Origin of the sequence: Myxococcus sp. NMCA1 (genome assembly GCF_026810205.1) — a bacterium.
Classification (GTDB): domain Bacteria; phylum Myxococcota; class Myxococcia; order Myxococcales; family Myxococcaceae; genus Myxococcus; species Myxococcus xanthus_A.
Genome location: NZ_CP113950.1, coordinates 1772214 through 1790633 on the forward strand (window position 1 = coordinate 1772214; position 18420 = coordinate 1790633).

An 18420-nucleotide genomic window follows, 5' to 3' on the forward strand; every position below is an offset into this window, starting at 1 on the left:
TCAGCGGGTTTCACGCGGGGGTCGACGCCCAGGCATCCCGCCGGTAGGGTGCGCCCCGTCGTACCCTGCAACAGGATTGCTACGTGAACACGCAAGTCGCGCTCTGGGTGGGTTTCAACGTCTTCGTCCTCGCGATGCTCGCGATGGACCTCGGGCTGTTCCATCGCAAGGACCATGCGGTGACGCCGAAGGAGGCGGGCCTCTGGACGCTGGTGTGGATTACCCTCAGCCTGATTTTCTGCGCGGGCATCTGGCACTACCAGGGGCCCACCGTGGGGCTCCAGTGGTTGACGGCGTACGTGGTGGAGTACGCGCTCTCCGTCGACAACCTCTTCGTCTTCCTGATGGTGTTCAGCTACTTCCGGGTGGCGCCCGAGCACCAGCACCGGGTGCTCTTCTGGGGCATCCTGGGCGCGTTCGTCATGCGCGCTGGCCTCATCATCGCCGGCACGGCGCTGGTGAAGCAGTTCCACTGGCTCATCTACCTGTTCGGCGCGTTCCTCGTCTTCACCGCGGTGAAGATGCTGGTGTCCAAGGACGAGGAGATTGACCCGGAGCAGAAGGGCATCGTGAAGTTCGCGCGCCGGGTGCTGCCGGTGGCCCGGCTGGGTGAAGGCAGCCGCTTCCGGGTGACGGAGGACGGCCGGCGCAAGTTCACGCCGCTCTTCATCGTGCTGCTGGTGGTGGAGGCCACGGACCTGCTCTTCGCGCTGGACTCCATCCCCGCGGTGCTGGGCATCAGCCAGGACGCCTTCATCATCTACACGTCCAACGTGTGCGCGATTCTGGGCCTGCGTTCGCTGTTCTTCGTCGTGGCCAGCCTGATGGAGAAGTTCCACTTCCTGAAGGTGGGCCTGAGCGCCATCCTGGGCTTCGTGGGCGTGAAGATGCTCATCACCTTCTTCGACATCCACGTCCCCATCGGCATCTCCCTGGGCGTGATTGCCGGCGTGCTGGTGGCGGCCATCATCGCCTCGCTGGTCTGGCCGAAGCAGCCCGAGCCCGGACAGGACCGGGAAAGCGCCAAGACGTAGCCGGACGCTGGGGCTTCCAACCCAGCGTTTTCCTTGCAAGTGGCTGCCGTTGCCGCCAAATCTGGGGGCATGTCCTCCAGCGCCACCACCGACGGCATCCGCATCACCGTGAAGCCCGCCTACTGGCCGGAGCGCAGCGCTCCGGAGTCCGGGCAGTTCGCCTTCATGTACACGGTGGAGATTGCCAACGAGGGCGACGCGCCGGCGCAGCTCAAGGCGCGCCATTGGGTCATCACCGATGCCACGGGCAAGGTGGAAGAGGTGCGGGGCGAGGGGGTGGTGGGCCGCCAGCCCCACCTGGGGCCCGGAGAGCGGTTCGAGTACACGAGCTGGGCCATGCTGCGCACGCCCTTCGGCACCATGCGCGGCACCTATGACATGGTGCGGCCGGACGGCACGCACTTCGATGCGCGCATCGCCGAGTTCGCGCTCACCCTCCCCAACTCCCTGCACTGATGCCAACGCCCACTTCGAAGCGAGGGCTGCTGCTCGTCAACCTGGGGACGCCGGATGCTCCGCAGACGGGGCCGGTGCGCCGCTACCTGCGCGAATTCCTCAATGACCCGCGCGTCATCGACATCCACCCGCTGGGCCGCTGGGCGCTGCTCAACTTCATCATCCTCCCGGTGCGTCCGGCGAAGAGCGCGGAGGCGTACCGCAAAATCTGGATGAAGGAGGGCTCGCCGCTGCTCGTGTACAGCCAGGCCCTGGCGGCCCAGGTGGCCGAGCGGCTGGCGGGGGAGTACGAGGTGGTGCTGGCCATGCGGTATGGCTCGCCCTCCATCCCCGACGGCATCGCGGCGCTCAAGGCGCGCGGCGTGTCGGAGTTCACCGTGCTGCCGCTGTACCCGCAGGAGGCCGCGTCCTCCACCGCGTCCTCGCTGGCGCGCACCTACGAGGTGCTGGCCCAGTCGTGGGACGTGCCCTTCGTGCGCGCGGTGCCGGCCTTCTTCGAGCACCCAGGCTTCCTGGATGCCTTCACCGCCGTGGCGCGGCCGGTGATTGACGACGCGCGCGCCGACTACGTCCTCTTCAGCTTCCATGGCCTGCCGGAGCGGCACATGCGCAAGAGCGACCCCACGGGGACGCACTGCCTGTCCACCGCCTCGTGCTGCGACGCCATGACGGACGCCAACCGCCACTGCTACCGCGCGCAGAGCTACGCGACGGCGCGGGGGCTGGCTCAGCGGCTGGGACTGCCGGCGGATGGGTGGAGCGTGTCCTTCCAGTCGCGGCTGGGCCGCACGCCGTGGGTGAAGCCGTACACGGACGTGGTGTTGCCGGAGCTGGCGAAGAAGGGCGTGAGGCGCCTGGCGGTGATGTGCCCGGCCTTCGTGGCGGACTGCCTGGAGACGCTGGAGGAGATTGGCCTCCGCGCGCGGGAGCAGTTCCTGGAGGCGGGAGGGGAGTCGCTGACGCTGGTCCCCTCCCTCAACGCCCACCCGGCCTGGGTGGACGCCGTGGTGCGCATGGTGCGCGAGTCGGACGGGCCGCCTACTGCTGTGGCTGGGCCGTCGGCGCCGGCGCCGATTCCACCGCGGTGAGGCGCAGCTTCAGGGCGCCGGTGGGCACCTGGAGCGCGGCGGTGGGGAAGCCGCCCTTCGTCACCGAGGTGACGGTGCCTTCCCAGGAGCGCCACCGCCCGGCCTTCACCAGGAACTCGCCGCGGCCGGTGATGCTCACCTCGGCGCTGGCGCTGGTTTCGGGCGTGGCCCGGGGCCGGGGGCCTCCCGAGTCGTCCGCCTCCGCGTCTTCCTCTGCGGCGCGCGCGGGCGAGGTGGGGGGCTCGTCCTTCCCGCGGACCTTGCCGGACAGCTTCTCGGAGATGTCGTACTCCAGCGTGGCCACCTGCTCGCCCCCGTCGGCGGGCGTCAGGCTGGCGAGCTTCACGCGGTTGCTCCGCTCGGGCTGGCCGGCCTGGAACTGGGGCCCCAGCGCCTCCATGAGGATGAGCTCGGTGCCGAGCGACCACGCGTCACCGGTGCCCACCGGATCTCTCGGAAGCTCCAGCACCAGGGTGGCGGTGTTGCGGGTGGCGCCCTGCAGGCCGTCGAGCACGAAGCCGCGCTCGCTCAGCGTGGCCGTGTCCGCGTCGGCGTTGCTGCCCACGGGGACGACGCGGAGGCGGTAGTCACCCGAGTCGGTCCGCTCCATGAAGTAGGTGACGGGACCGGGCAGGGCCGCGGGGGCCGCGGCGACGGCGGCGGGCTTCTCCTTGCCCTTGCCCTTGGCGCTCTTGGAGGGAGTGACTTCCTCGGTGCTGGCGGGCGCGCCGCCGGTGCGCTCGACGTCGAGCCGGTACGACGTGGGCGCGCCCTGGGCAATCTTCCACCGGAGGACCACCTTCGAGGGGTCCACGGGCGGCTCCGCGGCAGCAGCGGGAGCGGCCTCCGCGGGAGGCGGAGCGTCCTTCATCCCCGGCGGGCGGGGAATGGGCTCCATCTTCCCACGGGGCTCTTCCTTGCAGGCGGTCAGTGACAGGGCGACGACCAGACCAAACACGCTTTGCTTCACGCGGGGACGCTCCTTGGCAGCCCTCGCGGGATATCGAAGCAGGCGAGGTCATTCAAGTACGTCACCCGGCCGCTTCGAGGACGACTGCGCGAGATACACGTCGACCTGCGTCTTGACGCGTCCGGCGAAGTCTGGGTCGAGCCGCTCCATGATGGCCCATTCGAGCTCGAGGTCCCTGCGGAGGTTGGGCCTGGCGGAGCGCACCAGCACGGGCTCGGTGGAGAGCAGGACCGTGGGCATGATGTTCTGCTTCTCCTCGGGGGCCGTCATGGTCGTCGTCTCCGGCGTCGGCAGCGACTGCGTCCGGGCGGGCATGTTGGCGGCCATATGGTATGCGCGCACGGTGAACCGGCCGTCGGGACGCTTGCGCCCCTCGACGTAGACGCGGGACCAGTGGGTGAAGACGTCGTAGTTGCCGGAGACCTTCCACGGCGTGATGAGGAACATCGGGTCCGTGCTGGGTAGCAGGGCATAGCCGCGCTCACTCAGGACCGCCTCGGCGGCCTTCATGACCTGCCGTGCGGGCATGTCGTACACCACATAGCTGCTCGTGCGCTCCAGCAGCGTCTGGCGTTGGTTCGTGCAACCCACCAGTGCGAGCAGCGTGAGGATGCTTACGAGCGCGGGGTTCATCGTCATCGGCGGGCCTCCGTGCGGGACGCGGTACGCGTGTCGTTGGGTGAAAACGCCACGGCCAGGGGGGCCATATCGGCAGGGACATACGGAAAGTGGAGCGGGGCCGTGGAGGGGCAGCCAGCCGTCTTGCGTCCTCGTGTCACGGGTCTGCTTGCGTTTCGTGCGTGCTTTGCGAAGAAGCGGGTGCATGTCCGAGCCGCCTGAGAAGCCCGTGACTCCCTTGTTCGATACGACCCGTGACGCGCTGGCGTGGCTGCGGGCGCAGGGGCTCGAGCACTTGTCGCGGCTGAGCCTGGCGGTGCTGATGCCGCTGGTGGAAGCGGCCTGGCTGCCCCAGGCGCGTCCCGTGCTCGCCCGCCGAAGGCTCGTGGAGTTGCTGAGCACGGACTCGCTGTCGCGTTGGATGACGGAGGCGATGCCGTCTCCCCGGATGAAGGAGTTGCTGCCCACGCTCGCCTGGCGCTTCGTGGAGGCGGAGCGGCTAGGGGCGGAGGCGTCGCGGGCTTCGCTCGAGGAGCGGCTCGCTCCGCCCGCCGAGTCCCGCACGCACCGCGTCCATGGCCTGCTGCTGGCGCTGCGTGCGCGCGTTCCGGCGTCCGTCGCTCCCCGGCCCATGCACGCGCTGGTGCCGGACCTGATGCAGTATGACGCTCCGCTCCCGGGCTTCCGTCTCCGCGAGACGCGCATCTCCGAGCTGCCTGTGGGGGCGCATGCGGGCTTCATCCTTCCCGAGGCCCGGCTGATTTTCGCTCCCACCGAGGTGACGGGGGACTGCTCCTGTGGCGCGACATTCTGCGTCCACCTGCTGGCGGCCATCGACACGGCGTTGCTGTGGTTGCGCCAGCCCTGGTCCGAGTCCTTTGGAGAGGAGCTGGAGGAACTGGTCCGTCCCGGTTGGGAGCGCGCGCTGCGGGCGCTGGAGCGGGCCGTCGATGACAGTCCCGGTGGGCCCGGAGGCGGCGAGGTCTCCTGGCGGCTGGACGTCATCAACGGGTACGGCGTGGAGCTCGCGGCCTACGTGCACAAGCGCAACAAGAAGGGCCAGCGCAGCACGGGCGCGAAGGTGAGCCGGCGCAAGCTGCTGCAGGACCACGGCTCGCAGTTGTCGGCGGCGGACGCGCGCCTGGCGGCGTTGCTGCCGGAATCGGAAACCCCCGCGTCGCGCGCGCTGCTCTTCGAACTGGTGGGGCATCCTCGCATCCACCTGGACGAGAATCCGGACCTGCTGGTGCGCATCGAGCGCGCGAAGGTCGGGCTCGTTGCCGAGGACCGGGACGGGGTGGTCATCGTGAGCGCGGGTGTGGATGGCGCGATGCTGCCCACGGCGATGCTGGAGCGGCTGCGCAAGGCTCAGCCGGAGGAGGGGCTCTACATCTGGGATGACAGCCAGCGGGTGCTCACGGTGCTGGACGCGGGCCCCGAGGTCCGCGCGCTGCTGACGGCGCTGAACCGCCACGGCAATGCGTTTCCGCCGGAGAGCCACGTCGCGCTGCTGGACCAGCTGTCGAAGCTGTCCCTGCGCGTGCCGGTGGCGCTGCCTCGGAGCGTCTTGGGGGAGTCGGTGCCGCTTCGCTACGCCCCCGTGGTGCGCATGGAGGCACATGCGAGCGGGGCGGTCCGTGTGGAGCTGCGCACGCGCCCGTTGCCGGACAGTCCCACGTTCATTCCGGGCGAGGGGGCGCGCGACGTCCACGTCCGGCGGGGGACGGGGGCCGTGCACGCGGTGCGTGACTTCGTTCAGGAGCGCGACGCGGCGGAGTTGCTTCAGTCCCGGTTGCCGCTCGATACGGCGGAGCCCGAGGAGCTGCCCTTCACCTTCCGCTTCACCAGCGCGCAGGGCGGCCTCGCGGTGCTCTCGGCCTGTGTGGAACTGGAGCCGAAGCCGGAGCTGGAGTGGGTGGGGGCGCCGGTGCGGCTGTTCCATGCCGCCGCGCCTCCGGCGCTGAAGGTCATCCTGGAGCGGAAGCGGGACTGGTTTGGCGTGCTGGGTGGGCTCTCCGTGGAAGGCGAGCGGGTGGAGCTGGCGCGGCTGCTCGATGCGGCGCGGCGGAAGGAACGTTTCGTCCAGGTGGACTCGACGTCCTACGTGGAGATTGAAGGGGCGCTGCGGCAGCACCTGGAGCGGCTGGCGGACCATGCGCATGCCACGCGCCATGGCCTGGAGGTGGGGCCTTCCGCGGTGGAGACGCTCACGGCGCTCCAGGACGCGGGCGCCGAGGTGGAGGCGGACAAGACGTGGCAGTCCCTGGTGGAGCGCATCTTCGCGGCGAAGGAGCTGAAGCCTCGTGTGTCCACGGGTTTGAAGACGGAGCTGCGGGACTACCAGTTGGAGGGCTTCCGCTGGCTGACACGGCTGGCTTCGTGGGGCGCGGGTGGGGTGCTCGCGGACGACATGGGCTTGGGCAAGACGGTGCAAGCGCTGACGGTGCTCCTGGACCGGAGCAAGCGGGGGCCCGCGCTGGTGCTGGCGCCGACGTCGGTGGCCTTCAACTGGATGGACGAGGCGAAGCGCTTCGCGCCGTCGCTGCGGATGACGCTGTTCTCGGACGCGGCGGACCGGGGCCGGACGTTGGAGCAACTGGGGCCCAAGGACGTGCTGGTGTTGAGCTATGGCCTGCTCACGCGGGACATCGAGCGGCTGTCGAAGCTGCGCTTCTCCACCATCATCTTCGACGAAGCGCAGACGTTGAAGAACGCGACGACGCACCGGTTCCGGGCGGCGCGGGCGCTCCAGGGGGACTTCAAGTTCGCGCTGTCGGGCACGCCACTGGAGAACCACCTGGGCGAGCTGTGGAGCCTCTTCGCCGTCGTCTTCTCGGGGTTGCTCGGGAGCTGGGAGGCGTTCCGTTCGCGCTTCGCCGCGCCGATTGAGCGGGGCGTGGACCCGACGGCCGCGCCCGCGCTGGCTCGGGTGCTCCAGCCCTTCCTGCTGCGCCGGACGAAGGCGCAGGTGGAGGCGCAGCTTCCGCCTCGGACGGACATCCGGGTGCCCATTGTCCTCTCGTCGGAGGAGTGGGCGCTCTACGAGGACGCTCGGCTGGCGGCGCTCTCTGATTTGGAGACGCGCAAGCCGAAGATGAAGGAGCAGGAGCGGCGCATCGAGATTCTGGCGGCGCTCACGCGGCTGCGGCTCCTGGCGTCACATCCGCGGCTGTATGACGCCGGGTCGAAGCTGGAGTCGGCCAAGCTGGAGCGGTTCATGGAGTTGGTGCGGGAGCTCCGAGCGGAGGGGCATCGCGCGCTCGTGTTCAGTCAGTTCACGTCCCACCTGGCGCTGGTGCGCGAGGTGCTGGACGCGGAGGGGATTGACTACGAGTACCTGGATGGGCAGACGCCCGCGGGGGCTCGGGCGGAGCGGGTGCGCGCGTTCCAGGAGGGGGACGTGCCGCTGTTCCTGATTTCGCTCAAGGCCGGTGGCTTCGGGCTCAATCTCACGGCGGCGACCACGGTGATTCACCTGGACCCGTGGTGGAACCCCGCCGTGGAGGACCAGGCCTCCGACCGCGCGCACCGGATTGGGCAGGAACGGCCGGTGACGGTGTACCGCCTGGTGACGCGGGGGACCATCGAGGAGCAGATGCTGTCGCTGCACGAGCACAAGCGCGCGCTGGTGGCGGGGGTGCTGGAAGGAAAGGACGCGGCGGGACGGCTGTCGACACAGGAGTTGCTGGGGCTGTTGTCTCAGCGGCTGGCTCCACCTGGGGAAGAGGAGGGGCCCCGGACTCGGCACTGATCCGCAGGGGCTTCGCGTCCGAACATGACCAATAGGCCCCATGTTCTCCATGGGAGCACGGGATTGACGGTGGTGATGATGCCTCTCAACGGCCACCAGAAAAATGCGGAGCCAAGCAGGGGCCCCACTTCGGATGGAGTCGAGACACCGAACCACGCGACGAGATCGGCGGCAGGGCCGTAGCTGACGAATTCGGTGATGACAATGCCAGCCCAAACATGAGTTGCGCAAGGCCTGTCATGATGTCCGAAGCCCCGCAGCCGAATTTCATGCAGTCTGCCTTCCTGTCAGTGAGTAATGCAACTCGTCCGGCACCCGCCTGCTCACGAATTCGAAGGTCTGGGCTGCGAAGAGCGCTACCCAGGTCCATCCGAAGATCGGAAGCCATTCAGGACGGGGTCTTGCCAGCGCAGCATCGACAGTCGAAGAAGGTTCCATGGAGAGTTCGCTCGGCCCCGCCTCTGAAAGGAACGAGAAAGTGAAGAAGAGTTATCGGATTGATTCTGTCGCTCAAGGGTTCGCGGACGAGTTCCTGCGTGCATCGTTGCCGAGCCAACGGGCGATCTTGGTGGCGGCCTGTGATGCGGGGTTGCGCAATGCCGGAGTGGTAGAGCCTGTTGCCAGCAATGCCCTGGAGCTCATTCGGAGTGGCAGTTCAGGGACGGACGCCCTGCGAAAGGACCTGGATGGGCTGGTCGCTCAGTACGACGAGGAGTATTTCTCCCGGAGTGAAGAGGAAGGGCGGGTGGACCTCAAGGCCATGGTGAAGTTTTCGAAGGCCCGAGCATTTGCCGCCTTGTCCTATGCTCTTGGAGAGGGGGACGATTGGCTTGAGGCGCTGTATGAAGCGGTCTCGACCATGGATGAGCAAAAGCCGATTGTTGAGCGACTGAGGGAATTGCTGATGGCTTGAGCATTATATCCGAGTAGCTATAGCCCAGGAGCCAGTTCCAGCCGACCCAGCGGCCCCCTTCTGGGCGGCTTATCCGCAGTGAGGTTGTAGCACTCGGCGGAGGTTCCATTCGCGAAGCAGACGAGCGGCCTTCATCCGAAACGGAACGGGGGCCTTATCGGGCCGCGAGTTCGTTGAAGCGGACTCCCGTCAAGGGGAGTCGCCGCACGGAATCCGCCATTCGTTCGCTTGCCACGATGAATGTGGGCCAGTCGTGTAGACGGAAAAGCTCTGGAGGTTCGTGCATCGAATGAACCTCGAGAATCGGCGGCTGAGGTAGTTCGTGTCGCTGCATCCCGCAGTTCGGGCAGACACGTCTCATTTCTGGGGGCACGCCACCAATGTGCAGTCGGCCATGGAGTTCCAGCTGCATGGCTAGCAACTCGGATGGGTTCTTTCCACGGAACCGCACGTTCATCGGGCAGCCTGAGAGGCCATGAATACCTGCGTCCTGTAGTCGCTCCAGGGCTTCACGGCGGATGTAGAGTGACCAGGGGTTCTGCATGAAGAGGTCGCCAAAAGTACCGCTGCCCGTACCGGTGGGCGGGCCGAAGTCGGCGCCTGGTTCCAGTCGAGCCCAACTGGGAACGAAAGGACGGACCAGGTCCCTCAACCGGGAGAATTCCTCGACGCTGACCTGCCGGCCTGGGTTTTCGAGCGCCTCTCGCTCCTGGAGGCCCGACAGGTCGACACATGGGTACTGAAGGCCAGCCCAGCCGCCTGCGGCTCCACATGCATCGCAAGGAGTAACGCCGGGAAACCCCCAGGGCGGAAGGGCTCGTAGGTTTCCGGTGAACCCAGCGCTCCTGTCTTCTTCGACCACATAGAACTTCAAGAGCCCAGCCTCCTCAGGTGGCCAATCTCAGCGCTTGTAGTAGGGCATGACCTTCCCGATCAGTTCAAAGCGGAAGATCAGGTCGCCGGCGTGGCGGTAGATGACATCGGGGCGCGGAGGATGTGGATGGGCCTTGATGAACTGTGCGCATGCGTCATTCCATCGTCCTCCGCGTGGCCCGCCACCATAAATGTACCGGTGGACATGCTCGGGAATCACCAACGTGAAGTCGTGAATCTTGATGCCGGCTCGTTGGAAGTAGAGCGCGAGGTCAGGCGCTTGGGGAAAGATGTGGTGCCTGACGTACCGGCCTGCCGGGAGTTGATAGACCGGCCGAACCTGGACGTGCGGGCGCCATTGGAATGTGATGACCGGCTGAGCTCCATTGCGTATGCCCAGACGCACACCCCAGCCTCTGCGCAGCGGTGGCCGAGCAACGGGCATGAGCGCAGGCTCGACCCGCGGCGCCACGTCTTCGCAAAGAAAGAAGGCGCACCAGCCCTCGTCACAAGCCAGGGAGACACATGGTGCGGCTTCGGTGGCCTCGCAAAGCTCCGCGGATTCCAGTTCCGCGATGCCACGTGGCGGATCTGGTGTGGGAGGAGCGGACGCGCAGGCGACGACCAAACAACTCAGCACCAGCAATCGCAGAGTTGAAGCGAGTGTGCGCAAGAGTATGGGCCTTTCCGGACTCACGTCGTGCAGGCGTCAGTCGGAAGTTACCCCAAGCGCTACCTTCAAAGGCAGACCCAAGCTGCTTGGCGTAATCGCTACCCGCGCGGAGCGGCGGCACGCGACAGCCTGTCGCGGACAGCGATGCCCAGGCCGCTCTCAGTCGGGAGGCACGCCACCAGTACGTCGTGCCCTTGTGCATCCGCCTCACGCAGCCGGGCGTACAGCACTCGCGCGGCACCTGCGGGCTCATCCGGCACATCGAAGCGCGACACGTCGGGTGGCAGCGCAAGGCTCGCAGGTCCCAGCACCCCCACTCGCAATCCCTGTCCGCGGAGTTCCTGGACGCGCGCTACAGCCTGCGCGGGCTCGGTCAGCACCACGCCGGCACGCGGCGCGTAGTGTGACTCCAACGAGCCTGACACGCGCACCTTGGACGAAGTCCTCACCGGCACCTTGCGCCCCAGCACCCGCTCCACGTCCTCCGCCGCCAGACCTCCGGGCCGCAGAATCGCGGGCTCATCCGAGCTCAAGTCCACGATGGTCGACTCCACGCCCACCGTGCACGGGCCTCCATCCAGGACGAGGTCCACGTCTCCGCCCAGGTCCTCCCTCACGTGTTCCGCCGTGGTGGGGCTCACCTTGCCGAACCGGTTCGCGCTCGGCGCGGCCAGCCCTCCACCCAGCTTCTGGAGCACCGCGAGCGCCACTGGGTGATTCGGCACGCGCAGGGCAACGGTGTCCTGCCCACCCGTGACGGCATCCGTGGCCCGTGCCGTGCGCGGCAGCACCAGCGTCAACGGCCCGGGCCAGAAGGCCTCGGCCAGCTTCCGTGCGGCCTCCGGGACCTCGCGTGCCCAGGTGTCCAGGTGCTCGACGCCCGGGATGTGGACGATGAGCGGGTGGGTGGCGGGGCGGCCCTTGATGGCGAAGACGCGGCGCACGGCCAGCTCGTCCTCCGCGTTGGCGGACAGACCGTAGACGGTTTCCGTCGGCAGGGCGACGACACCGCCGTGCCGCAGCAATTCCACCGCGCGTTCAAGGGACTCTGGAGCAATCATGCGCCGCCGCACTGTCGCCCCAGGAGGGAACATGGGCAAGTCGCACGTCTTCGATGCTCGCAGTCGGATGCCGGTCCCGGCCGTTGAACTCTTCGCCTGGCATGCCCGGGAAGGGGCGTTCGAGCGCCTGTCGCCTCCCTGGGAACGGCTGGAGGTCCTGGAGCGCACCGGTGATGGCATCCGCACCGGTGCCCGCGTCGTCGTCCGAATGCGCGTGGGTCCCGTCCCTCAACGCCTGGTGGCCGAGCACACCGCCTACTCCGAAGGCGCCATGTTCCAGGACACGCAGGTGTCCGGCCCCTTCTCGAAGTGGGTCCACACCCACCGGATGTGGCCCGAGCCCACCACGGGCACGTCCATCCTGGATGACGAAGTGGAATACGTCCTCCCCGTAGGCCCCCTGGGCAGCCTCTTCGGCGGAGGCTTCGCCCGGCGCACCCTGGAGCGGATGTTCGCGTACCGCCACCGCGTCACGTTCGAAGACCTGAAGCGTCACGCCGCCTTCGCGGGGCAGGGGCCGCTCACCATCGCCGTCACCGGAGCCTCGGGGCTGGTGGGCTCGTCGCTGGTGCCCTTTCTCACCACGGGCGGCCACACAGTGAAGCGCCTGGTGCGCGGCAAGGCGGACTCCTCGCGGAACGAGGTCGCCTGGGTGCCTGACAAGGGCGAGGTAGACACCGACGCGCTCGAAGGCGTGGACGCCGTGGTGCACCTCGCGGGCGTCAACGTGGCCGGCCAGCGTTGGACTCCCGAGTACAAGGACGCCATCCTCAAGAGCCGCACCCAGGGCACCCGCACCCTGGCCGAAGCCCTGGCGCGGATGAAGCGCAAGCCGAAGGTGCTCGTCTCCGCGGGCGGCAGCAGCATCTACGGGGACCGCGGCAACGAGGTCCTCACCGAGGAGAGCAGCACGGACGGGAAGGGCTTTCTCTCCCAGGTATCACGCGAGTGGGAAGCCGCCGCCGCGCCCGCCGAGGCCGCGGGCATCCGCGTGGTGCACCTGCGCATCGGCCCCGTCCTGGACGCGCGCGAGGGTGCCCTGGCGAAGATGCTGCCAGCGTTCCTCGCGGGAGGCGGCGGGCCCATCGGCTCCGGGCAACAGTGGATGAGCTGGGTGTCGCTGGAGGACCTGCTCGGGCTCATCCACTTCTCTGTCTTCACCGACGCCGCGCGCGGCGCCATCAACGCCGTGGCGCCGGGGGCGGTGCGGCAGGCGGACTTCGCCCGGATGCTGGGCAAGGTGCTGCGGCGTCCGGCCGTCTTCCCGGTCCCCGCGCCCGTCGTGCGGACCCTCTTCGGACAGATGGGGCAGGAGGCGCTGCTGGATGGCGCGCGAATCGTGCCTCAGGCAGCCCAGCGGCTGGGGTTCGCCTTCCTCCTTCCCGACTTGGAAAGCGCGCTGCGCTTCACGCTGGGGCGCACGACGAAGGGCCCTGAATACCACCATTCTTAGCGAGTCCGGCGCTTGACAATCCCCTCCGCTGCGACAGAAGGAACGACGCTTTCGAAGGGGAGAGGACTCCTGATGATTCAGGTCGAAGGGCTGACCAAATACTACGGTGAGCACGCGGCGATCCGGGACCTGGCCTTCACCATCAGCCAGGGAGAAGTCATTGGCTTACTGGGCCTCAATGGCGCTGGAAAATCGACGACGCTGAAGGTCCTGGGGTGCGTGCTGCTGCCGACCTCGGGGCGTGTCGTCATCGACGGCCATGACGTGGTGAGCAATGCCCACGAGGTCCGCCAGCGCATCGGCTACCTGCCGGACGTGCCTCCGCTCTACGACGAGATGACAGTGGGTGAGTACTTGACCTACGTCGCGCAGCTTCGCGGCGTCACGTCCCGGGACACCGCCAGCCGCGTGGGCGAGGCCGAGGAGAAGACGGGCCTGCGTGACGTCCACGGTGAGCTCATCTCCACGCTCAGTCACGGCTACCGCCAGCGCGTGGGCGTGGCGCAGGCGCTGGTGCACAAGCCCGCCCTGCTCATCCTCGATGAGCCCACCAGCGGGCTCGACCCCCGGCAAATCGTGGAGATGCGCGACGTCATCCGCGGGTTGAAGGGCGCGCACACGGTGCTCGTTTCCAGCCACATCCTCCCGGAAATCTCCCAGACGTGTGACCGGCTGCTCATCATCCACAAGGGGATGTTGGTGGCGCAGGGCACGGAGGAGGAACTGGCGGCGAAGATGGGCGGCCGGGGCACCATCGAGCTGGAGGTGCGCGGCGACAAGGCGCGCGCGGTGGAGGTGCTCCAGCGCTTTGGCACGGTGGAGGTGGACCGCGCGTCGGACGGCCTGGTGGCGCTGACGGTGCGGGCCTCTCCCGACCAGCGACCCCTGGTGGCGCAGGCGGTGGTGGGCGCGGGCCTGGACTTGTTGCGGCTGGACCAGGGCGCCGGTCAGCTCGAATCCATCTTCCTGCGGCTGACACACGGCCAGGAGGTGCGCGCGTGAAAGCGCTGCTCATCGCCCGCCGCGAGCTGTCCGCGTACCTGCGCACGCTCAGCGGTTACGTCATCATCGCGGTCATCCTCGCGTTGAACGGCTTGTTCTTCAACGCGTATGCCCTGGGCGGCGCCAGCAAGCGCTCCGCCGAGGTGCTGTCTCAGTTCTTCTATTACTCGAGCGGCTTCACCGTCGTCGCCTCGGTCTTCATCTCCATGCGTCTGCTGGCGGAGGAGCGCCAGACGGGCACGCTGTCGTTGCTGTACTCGTCACCGCTACGCGACCGGGACATCGTCCTGGGCAAGTTCCTCGCGGGATTGGCCTTCCTCGCGCTGTACCTCCTGTGCACCGTCTACATGCCGCTGTTGGTGCTGGTGAACGGCAAGGTGTCCTTCGGGCACGTGGCGGCGGGGTACTTCGGCCTGCTGTTGCTGGGCAGCGCGTCGCTGGCGGTGGGGACGTTCGGCTCGGCGCTGGCGCGCAACCAGTTGCTCGCGGCGATTACGTCCGCGGTGATGCTGGTGGCCCTCATCCTGTGCTGGCTGCTGGCGCGCATCACCGAGCAGCCGCTGGCGGATGTCTTCAGTGCGATGTCGCTGTGGAATCAGCACTTCCCGCCGTTCCAGGCGGGGCTCATCCACGTGCGTGACGTCGTCTACTACCTCGTGGTCACCTACGTGGCGCTGTTCGCGGCCACGCGGGTGCTCGAGGCGCGGAGGTGGCGATGAGCGCGCGTCCTTCGAGCGGGGGGCTCCCCGTGACGCTGGCCTTCGTCTCGGGCCTGCTGGCGGTCTTCCTCGGTGAGCGGCTCTTTGGCATCGGCATGGGCCGCACCGTCTTGTCTGGCCTGGGCGTCGCGGTGGCGGTGGGCGCTCTGGTCTGGCGCTTCGCGCGCATGCGGTCGGCCAGCGCGGACCGGCGTGCAGTCGAGGCGTGGGTGTCAGGCCTCTACGGCGTGGGCCTCCTGGCCCTGGGGCTCTACTTCGTCCAGGCGGACGTGGGCACCGGACTCTTCGGTGGACCCCTGTCCCAGAGGGCGCCTCGGCTGGCGGTGTCGCTGGCGGCGCTCTTCCCGGCGTTGCTCGCGTGCTGCTTGCTGCCGCTGGCGATGATGGAGGTCGCCGCCGCGGCGATGACGCGCGCGCCGGTGCTGGAGACGGGCCGTGTCCGCAGCGCGTTGTACTCCGGGCTGGGGTTGGCCTTCGTGCTCGTCTTCGCCTTCGCGTCCATGTTCGTCGCCACCCAGGCAGACGTGACGTGGGACCTGTCCTACTTCCGCACAGCGAAGCCAGGCGACGGCACGCGCAAGGTGATTCGCGGGCTCAATGAGCCGCTCCAGGTGACGCTCTTCTTCCCACCCGCGAACGAGGTGGGCGAAGCGGTGGGGCAGTACTTCCGCGACCTGGCGGTGGAGAGTCCGGGCCTGCTCAACGTGGTGCGGCTGGACCAGGCGGTGGAGCCGACTCGGGCGAAGTCGCTGGGCGTCCACAACAACGGCACCATCGTCCTGGCTCGCGGCGACCGGAAGGAGCCGCTCACGGTGGGCCTGGAAATCGAGCGGGCGCGCGGCCAACTCCAGCGGTTGGACCAGGAGGTCCAGCGCCGCCTGCTGACGGTGGCCAGGCCCCGCCGGGTCGTCTACTTCACGTCCGGCCACGGTGAGCGCGCCGAGTCGCGAGCGGTGCCGGGCGAGACGACCCGCCCGTCCGTGGAGACGCTGAAGGAGTTGCTGCGCGCGCAGAACGTGGACGTGCGGCCGCTCGGTGTCTCCGAGGGCCTGGGCACCGAGGTGCCGCGTGACGCCTCCGTGGTGGTGGTGGCGGGCCCGACGCAGGCGTTCCTCCCCGAGGAGCTGAATGCCCTGCGCGAGTACTCCGCGCGCGGCGGCCGGCTGTGGCTGGCGCTGGAGCCAGAGGGGCCGGACTTCCAGCCGCTGCTGGAGCCCCTGGGCCTGAAGTACCTCAAGACGCCGCTGGCCAATGACCAGGTGTACTTCCGCACGTCGCGGCAGCAGAGCGACCGCGGCAACCTGGGCACGGCGACGTTCTCCTCGCACCCGTCCGTCACGTCGCTGTCGTCGTTGGCGGGACAGGCGCCGGCTGTCTTCCTGAGCGCGGGCGCCCTGGAGCAGCTTCAGCCGTTGCCGGGAGGCCTCGCGCAGGACGTGTCGGTGCGCGCGCACGGCGCCACCTTCGCGGACGCCAATGGCAACTTCACGTTGGACGCGGGCGAGACGCGGCGGCCCTGGCCCCTGGTCATCGCGGTGGAGAAGCCCGCGCCGGCCGGCCAGGAGTCGATGCGCGCCGTGGTGATGGCGGACGCGGACGCGGTGAGTGACTTGCTGATGGGCAACATGGGCAACGCGTACCTCGCGGTGGACACGCTGCGGTGGCTCACCGGTGAGGAGTCCATCTCCGGCGCCGTGTCCTCGGAGGAAGACACGCCCATCCAGCACACGCGGGAGCAGGACGTCCTCTGGTTCTACGCGACGGTGTTCCTGGGGCCAGCCCTGGTGCTGGCGGTGGGCTTCGTGACGACGCGCCGGCGGGGACGCCGCGCGCCTCGCCCCGCGGTGGCGGGAGGTGAGCGATGAAGGTTCGGGACCTGGCCCTCCAAGGGGCCCTGGCGGCGGCCGCGTTGCTCGCGGCGTTCGTCGTCTGGCAGCGCGAGCCCTCCGCGGGCCCGGGTGAAGTCACGGTGGTGGATGTCCCGGCGCGCGCGCTGGACAGCATCCGCTACGAGGACGACTCTCGCTTCGTGGACGTGTTCCGCGATGCCAGTGGGCGGGACCGACTCTGGGTGCGTCTGGGCTACAAGGCCTCCAGGGCGGCCTCCGGCGGTGCGAATGCGGGCGCCACCGACGCGGGCGTGGCCACCGCGGCGGTGGGCACGGACGCGGGTACCGGCGCCGCCGGGGGACTGCCGCCGGTGGCCGTGCGCGAGGAACCGCCTCCGCCGCGCGAGCTGCGCGCCAACGAGGTGGCGGACAAGCTGTTCTCCCGCTTCGCGCCCATGCGCGCCATGCGGGCGCTGGGTGAGCTGGACGCGAAGAAGCTGGAGGAGGTCGGCCTGGCCACGTCTCCGCGCAAGCTGACGCTGACGGTGGGCGGCAAGGCGCGTGTGTTCGCCCTGGCGTCGCCTTCGGGCGGATGGGGGACGCCGTACCTGCGCAGCGAGGAGGACGGCCGCGTGTACCTGCTGGGCCCGGCGATGCTGCCGGACCTGGAGAACGCGAACAGCCGTCTGGTGGACCGCCGGCTGCACACCTTCGACCTGGGAGACTTCGACGCGGTGACCATCAGCGCGGGTGGCGCCACCCGTGCCTTCCGGGCCACGGGCAAGGCGCCCGGCCCGGTCGTCTTGGCGCCGGAGGACGCACCGGAGCGGCCGGACGACTTCGCGCGCAACTGGCATGACCGCGTGTGGCGGATGATGCCGGTGGACCTGCTCGGCCGCGACGAGCCGCTCCCTGGGGGCGAGCCGCAGGAGGCCTTCCGTGTGGACTACCTGCGCGCGGGGCGGGCCGTTGGCCACGTCATGGTGGCGAAGGGCGAGGGTGGCTTCTACGCCCGGACCGAGCACACCTCGGGCTGGGCCCGGCTCCACGCCGGGATTGACGCGTTGGCGGAAGAGGCGGCGAGGGTGACGGCGCCCGTGTCCGCCGCTTCAGGGAAGTGACGCGCGGGGACCTGGACTCAGGTCCCCACCGCGCCCTCGTCACGCAGGCCCAGGTGCACGTCCACGAAGCTGTACGGCGCCCAGGGGCCGGTGAAGCGGAATGAGTACGTGTCCGAGCGCGCGGCCAGGGAGCGGACCTTCTCCTCGAAGGACTCCAGCCGTGCCTGCTCGACGAGGAAGGCCGCGTTGAGCAGCATCCGCTCTCCTACGGGGGGAAGCTCGCGCGTGGCGGCGGCACGGGGGCGCAGGCCTTCCAGCAGTGCCCGCATGTCACGCCCGGCGCGGTCCTCGACGGCGGCCTCCAAGCGGCGCTCGTGCTCGGCCTCCGGCTCATCATCGCGCCGGTGAAGCTGGGCGTCTTCCAGCACCAACCGCTGGGCGAGGTGCTCGCGGTGCCAGAGCACCTTCAGGCCCAGCTCCACCTTGCCCTCCAGCGCGTCCAGCACGCCGGACAGTTCGCCATGGGCCGTGCGCAGGACAGCGCGTACCTGGGCCTCGGACGCCATGACGGTGCCGAAGGCCACGGGGAGCACGGTGTGCTCACGGAGCAGGGTTTCGGTGACGCGCTGGTGCCCGAGCAGGTTCGCCCGCGTCGGGTCCACCACGCGGCCGGGGGCCACGGACACCATGGCGGCAAGGCCGGCCTCGCTAACCGCGTACACCTGTGATGGAACGGCGCCCAAGCCGATACGCCCGACGTCCAGGGCCGCGGTGGCACGGACGATGCCGTAGAGATACCGGAGCCCGTCGGGCGTCACCGTCTCCGCCGTGGGAGGCGAAGGCCGGGCGACCTGGGCCGTGCGGCTGTCGCCGTGAGCCGCGCCCTTCCGGGGCCGTGTCGTCCGGGACATGGTGCGCT

Annotated in this window: 16 protein-coding genes; 10 read left to right on the forward strand and 6 right to left on the reverse strand. The window is 68.9% G+C overall.

Annotation, left to right across the window (positions count from 1 at the left end; genetic code table 11):
* Window positions 1–83 precede the first annotated feature (83 nt).
* The 3 genes from OZ403_RS07605 to hemH all read left to right on the forward strand — a co-directional run bounded on the left by OZ403_RS07605 (window position 84) and on the right by hemH (window position 2578).
* Window positions 84–1034: a TerC family protein gene (locus tag OZ403_RS07605; protein ID WP_140788621.1), complete on the forward strand. Its 951-nt coding sequence runs from the start codon at window positions 84–86 to the stop codon at window positions 1032–1034.
* 69 nt (window positions 1035–1103) lie between these two features.
* On the forward strand, window positions 1104–1490 hold the full coding sequence (apaG, locus tag OZ403_RS07610) for a Co2+/Mg2+ efflux protein ApaG (protein ID WP_140788622.1): 387 nt from the start codon (window positions 1104–1106) through the stop codon (window positions 1488–1490).
* Window positions 1490–2578 carry a ferrochelatase gene (hemH, locus tag OZ403_RS07615; RefSeq protein WP_268783799.1) on the forward strand — a complete coding sequence of 363 codons (1089 nt, stop codon included), beginning with the start codon at window positions 1490–1492 and terminating at the stop codon, window positions 2576–2578. The genes apaG and hemH overlap by 1 nt, the downstream gene beginning before the upstream one ends.
* Here hemH and OZ403_RS07620 read toward each other — a convergent pair.
* Both OZ403_RS07620 and OZ403_RS07625 read right to left on the reverse strand, forming a co-directional pair.
* Complete coding sequence (locus OZ403_RS07620; RefSeq protein ID WP_140788625.1) at window positions 2529–3548, reverse strand: hypothetical protein; 1020 nt, start codon at window positions 3546–3548, stop codon at window positions 2529–2531. The two genes, hemH and OZ403_RS07620, sit on opposite strands and share 50 nt — an antisense overlap.
* Before the next feature lie 48 nt (window positions 3549–3596).
* Window positions 3597–4187 (reverse strand): hypothetical protein, encoded by a 591-nt coding sequence (locus tag OZ403_RS07625; protein ID WP_268783800.1) that lies wholly within the window; start codon window positions 4185–4187, stop codon window positions 3597–3599.
* 184 nt (window positions 4188–4371) lie between these two features.
* On the opposite strand from OZ403_RS07625, the gene OZ403_RS07630 reads away from it, so the two are divergent.
* Window positions 4372–7917 (forward strand): DEAD/DEAH box helicase, encoded by a 3546-nt coding sequence (locus OZ403_RS07630; protein WP_268783801.1) that lies wholly within the window; start codon window positions 4372–4374, stop codon window positions 7915–7917.
* Window positions 7918–8353: 436 nt separating this feature from the next.
* A complete protein-coding gene (locus OZ403_RS07635) occupies window positions 8354–8830 on the forward strand; it encodes a hypothetical protein (protein ID WP_268783802.1) in 477 nt (158 codons plus the stop codon).
* Between the two features lie 154 nt (window positions 8831–8984).
* Here OZ403_RS07635 and sitI6 read toward each other — a convergent pair whose 3' ends face one another.
* From sitI6 to OZ403_RS07650, 3 genes are all read right to left on the reverse strand, one after another.
* A complete protein-coding gene (sitI6, locus tag OZ403_RS07640) occupies window positions 8985–9704 on the reverse strand; it encodes a SitI6 family double-CXXCG motif immunity protein (RefSeq protein ID WP_442929762.1) in 720 nt (239 codons plus the stop codon).
* Window positions 9705–9731: 27 nt separating this feature from the next.
* Window positions 9732–10400: a SitA6 family polymorphic toxin lipoprotein gene (gene sitA6 / locus OZ403_RS07645; RefSeq protein WP_328285511.1), complete on the reverse strand. Its 669-nt coding sequence runs from the start codon at window positions 10398–10400 to the stop codon at window positions 9732–9734.
* 74 nt (window positions 10401–10474) lie between these two features.
* On the reverse strand, window positions 10475–11437 hold the full coding sequence (locus OZ403_RS07650; RefSeq protein ID WP_268783803.1) for an L-threonylcarbamoyladenylate synthase: 963 nt from the start codon (window positions 11435–11437) through the stop codon (window positions 10475–10477).
* Between the two features lie 31 nt (window positions 11438–11468).
* Here OZ403_RS07650 and OZ403_RS07655 point away from each other — a divergent pair, with 31 nt between their 5' ends.
* The 5 genes from OZ403_RS07655 (at window position 11469) to OZ403_RS07675 (ending at window position 17561) form a co-directional block, all read left to right on the forward strand.
* Complete coding sequence (locus tag OZ403_RS07655; RefSeq protein ID WP_268783804.1) at window positions 11469–12890, forward strand: TIGR01777 family oxidoreductase; 1422 nt, start codon at window positions 11469–11471, stop codon at window positions 12888–12890.
* A gap of 72 nt (window positions 12891–12962) precedes the next feature.
* Window positions 12963–13892: an ABC transporter ATP-binding protein gene (locus tag OZ403_RS07660; protein WP_268783805.1), complete on the forward strand. Its 930-nt coding sequence runs from the start codon at window positions 12963–12965 to the stop codon at window positions 13890–13892.
* Window positions 13889–14611, forward strand: coding sequence for an ABC transporter permease (locus OZ403_RS07665; protein WP_140788636.1), 723 nt, complete (start codon window positions 13889–13891; stop codon window positions 14609–14611). The genes OZ403_RS07660 and OZ403_RS07665 overlap by 4 nt, the downstream gene beginning before the upstream one ends.
* Complete coding sequence (locus OZ403_RS07670; protein WP_268783806.1) at window positions 14608–16476, forward strand: Gldg family protein; 1869 nt, start codon at window positions 14608–14610, stop codon at window positions 16474–16476. Before OZ403_RS07665 ends, OZ403_RS07670 begins: the two co-directional genes overlap by 4 nt.
* Window positions 16473–17561 carry a hypothetical protein gene (locus OZ403_RS07675; RefSeq protein ID WP_268783807.1) on the forward strand — a complete coding sequence of 363 codons (1089 nt, stop codon included), beginning with the start codon at window positions 16473–16475 and terminating at the stop codon, window positions 17559–17561. The genes OZ403_RS07670 and OZ403_RS07675 overlap by 4 nt, the downstream gene beginning before the upstream one ends.
* Window positions 17562–17578: 17 nt before the next feature.
* Here the strand turns inward: OZ403_RS07675 and OZ403_RS07680 are convergent, their stop codons facing one another.
* Entirely contained in the window at window positions 17579–18412 is an 834-nt protein-coding gene (locus OZ403_RS07680; protein WP_268783808.1) for a GvpL/GvpF family gas vesicle protein, read from the reverse strand.
* Window positions 18413–18420: the final 8 nt, after the last annotated feature.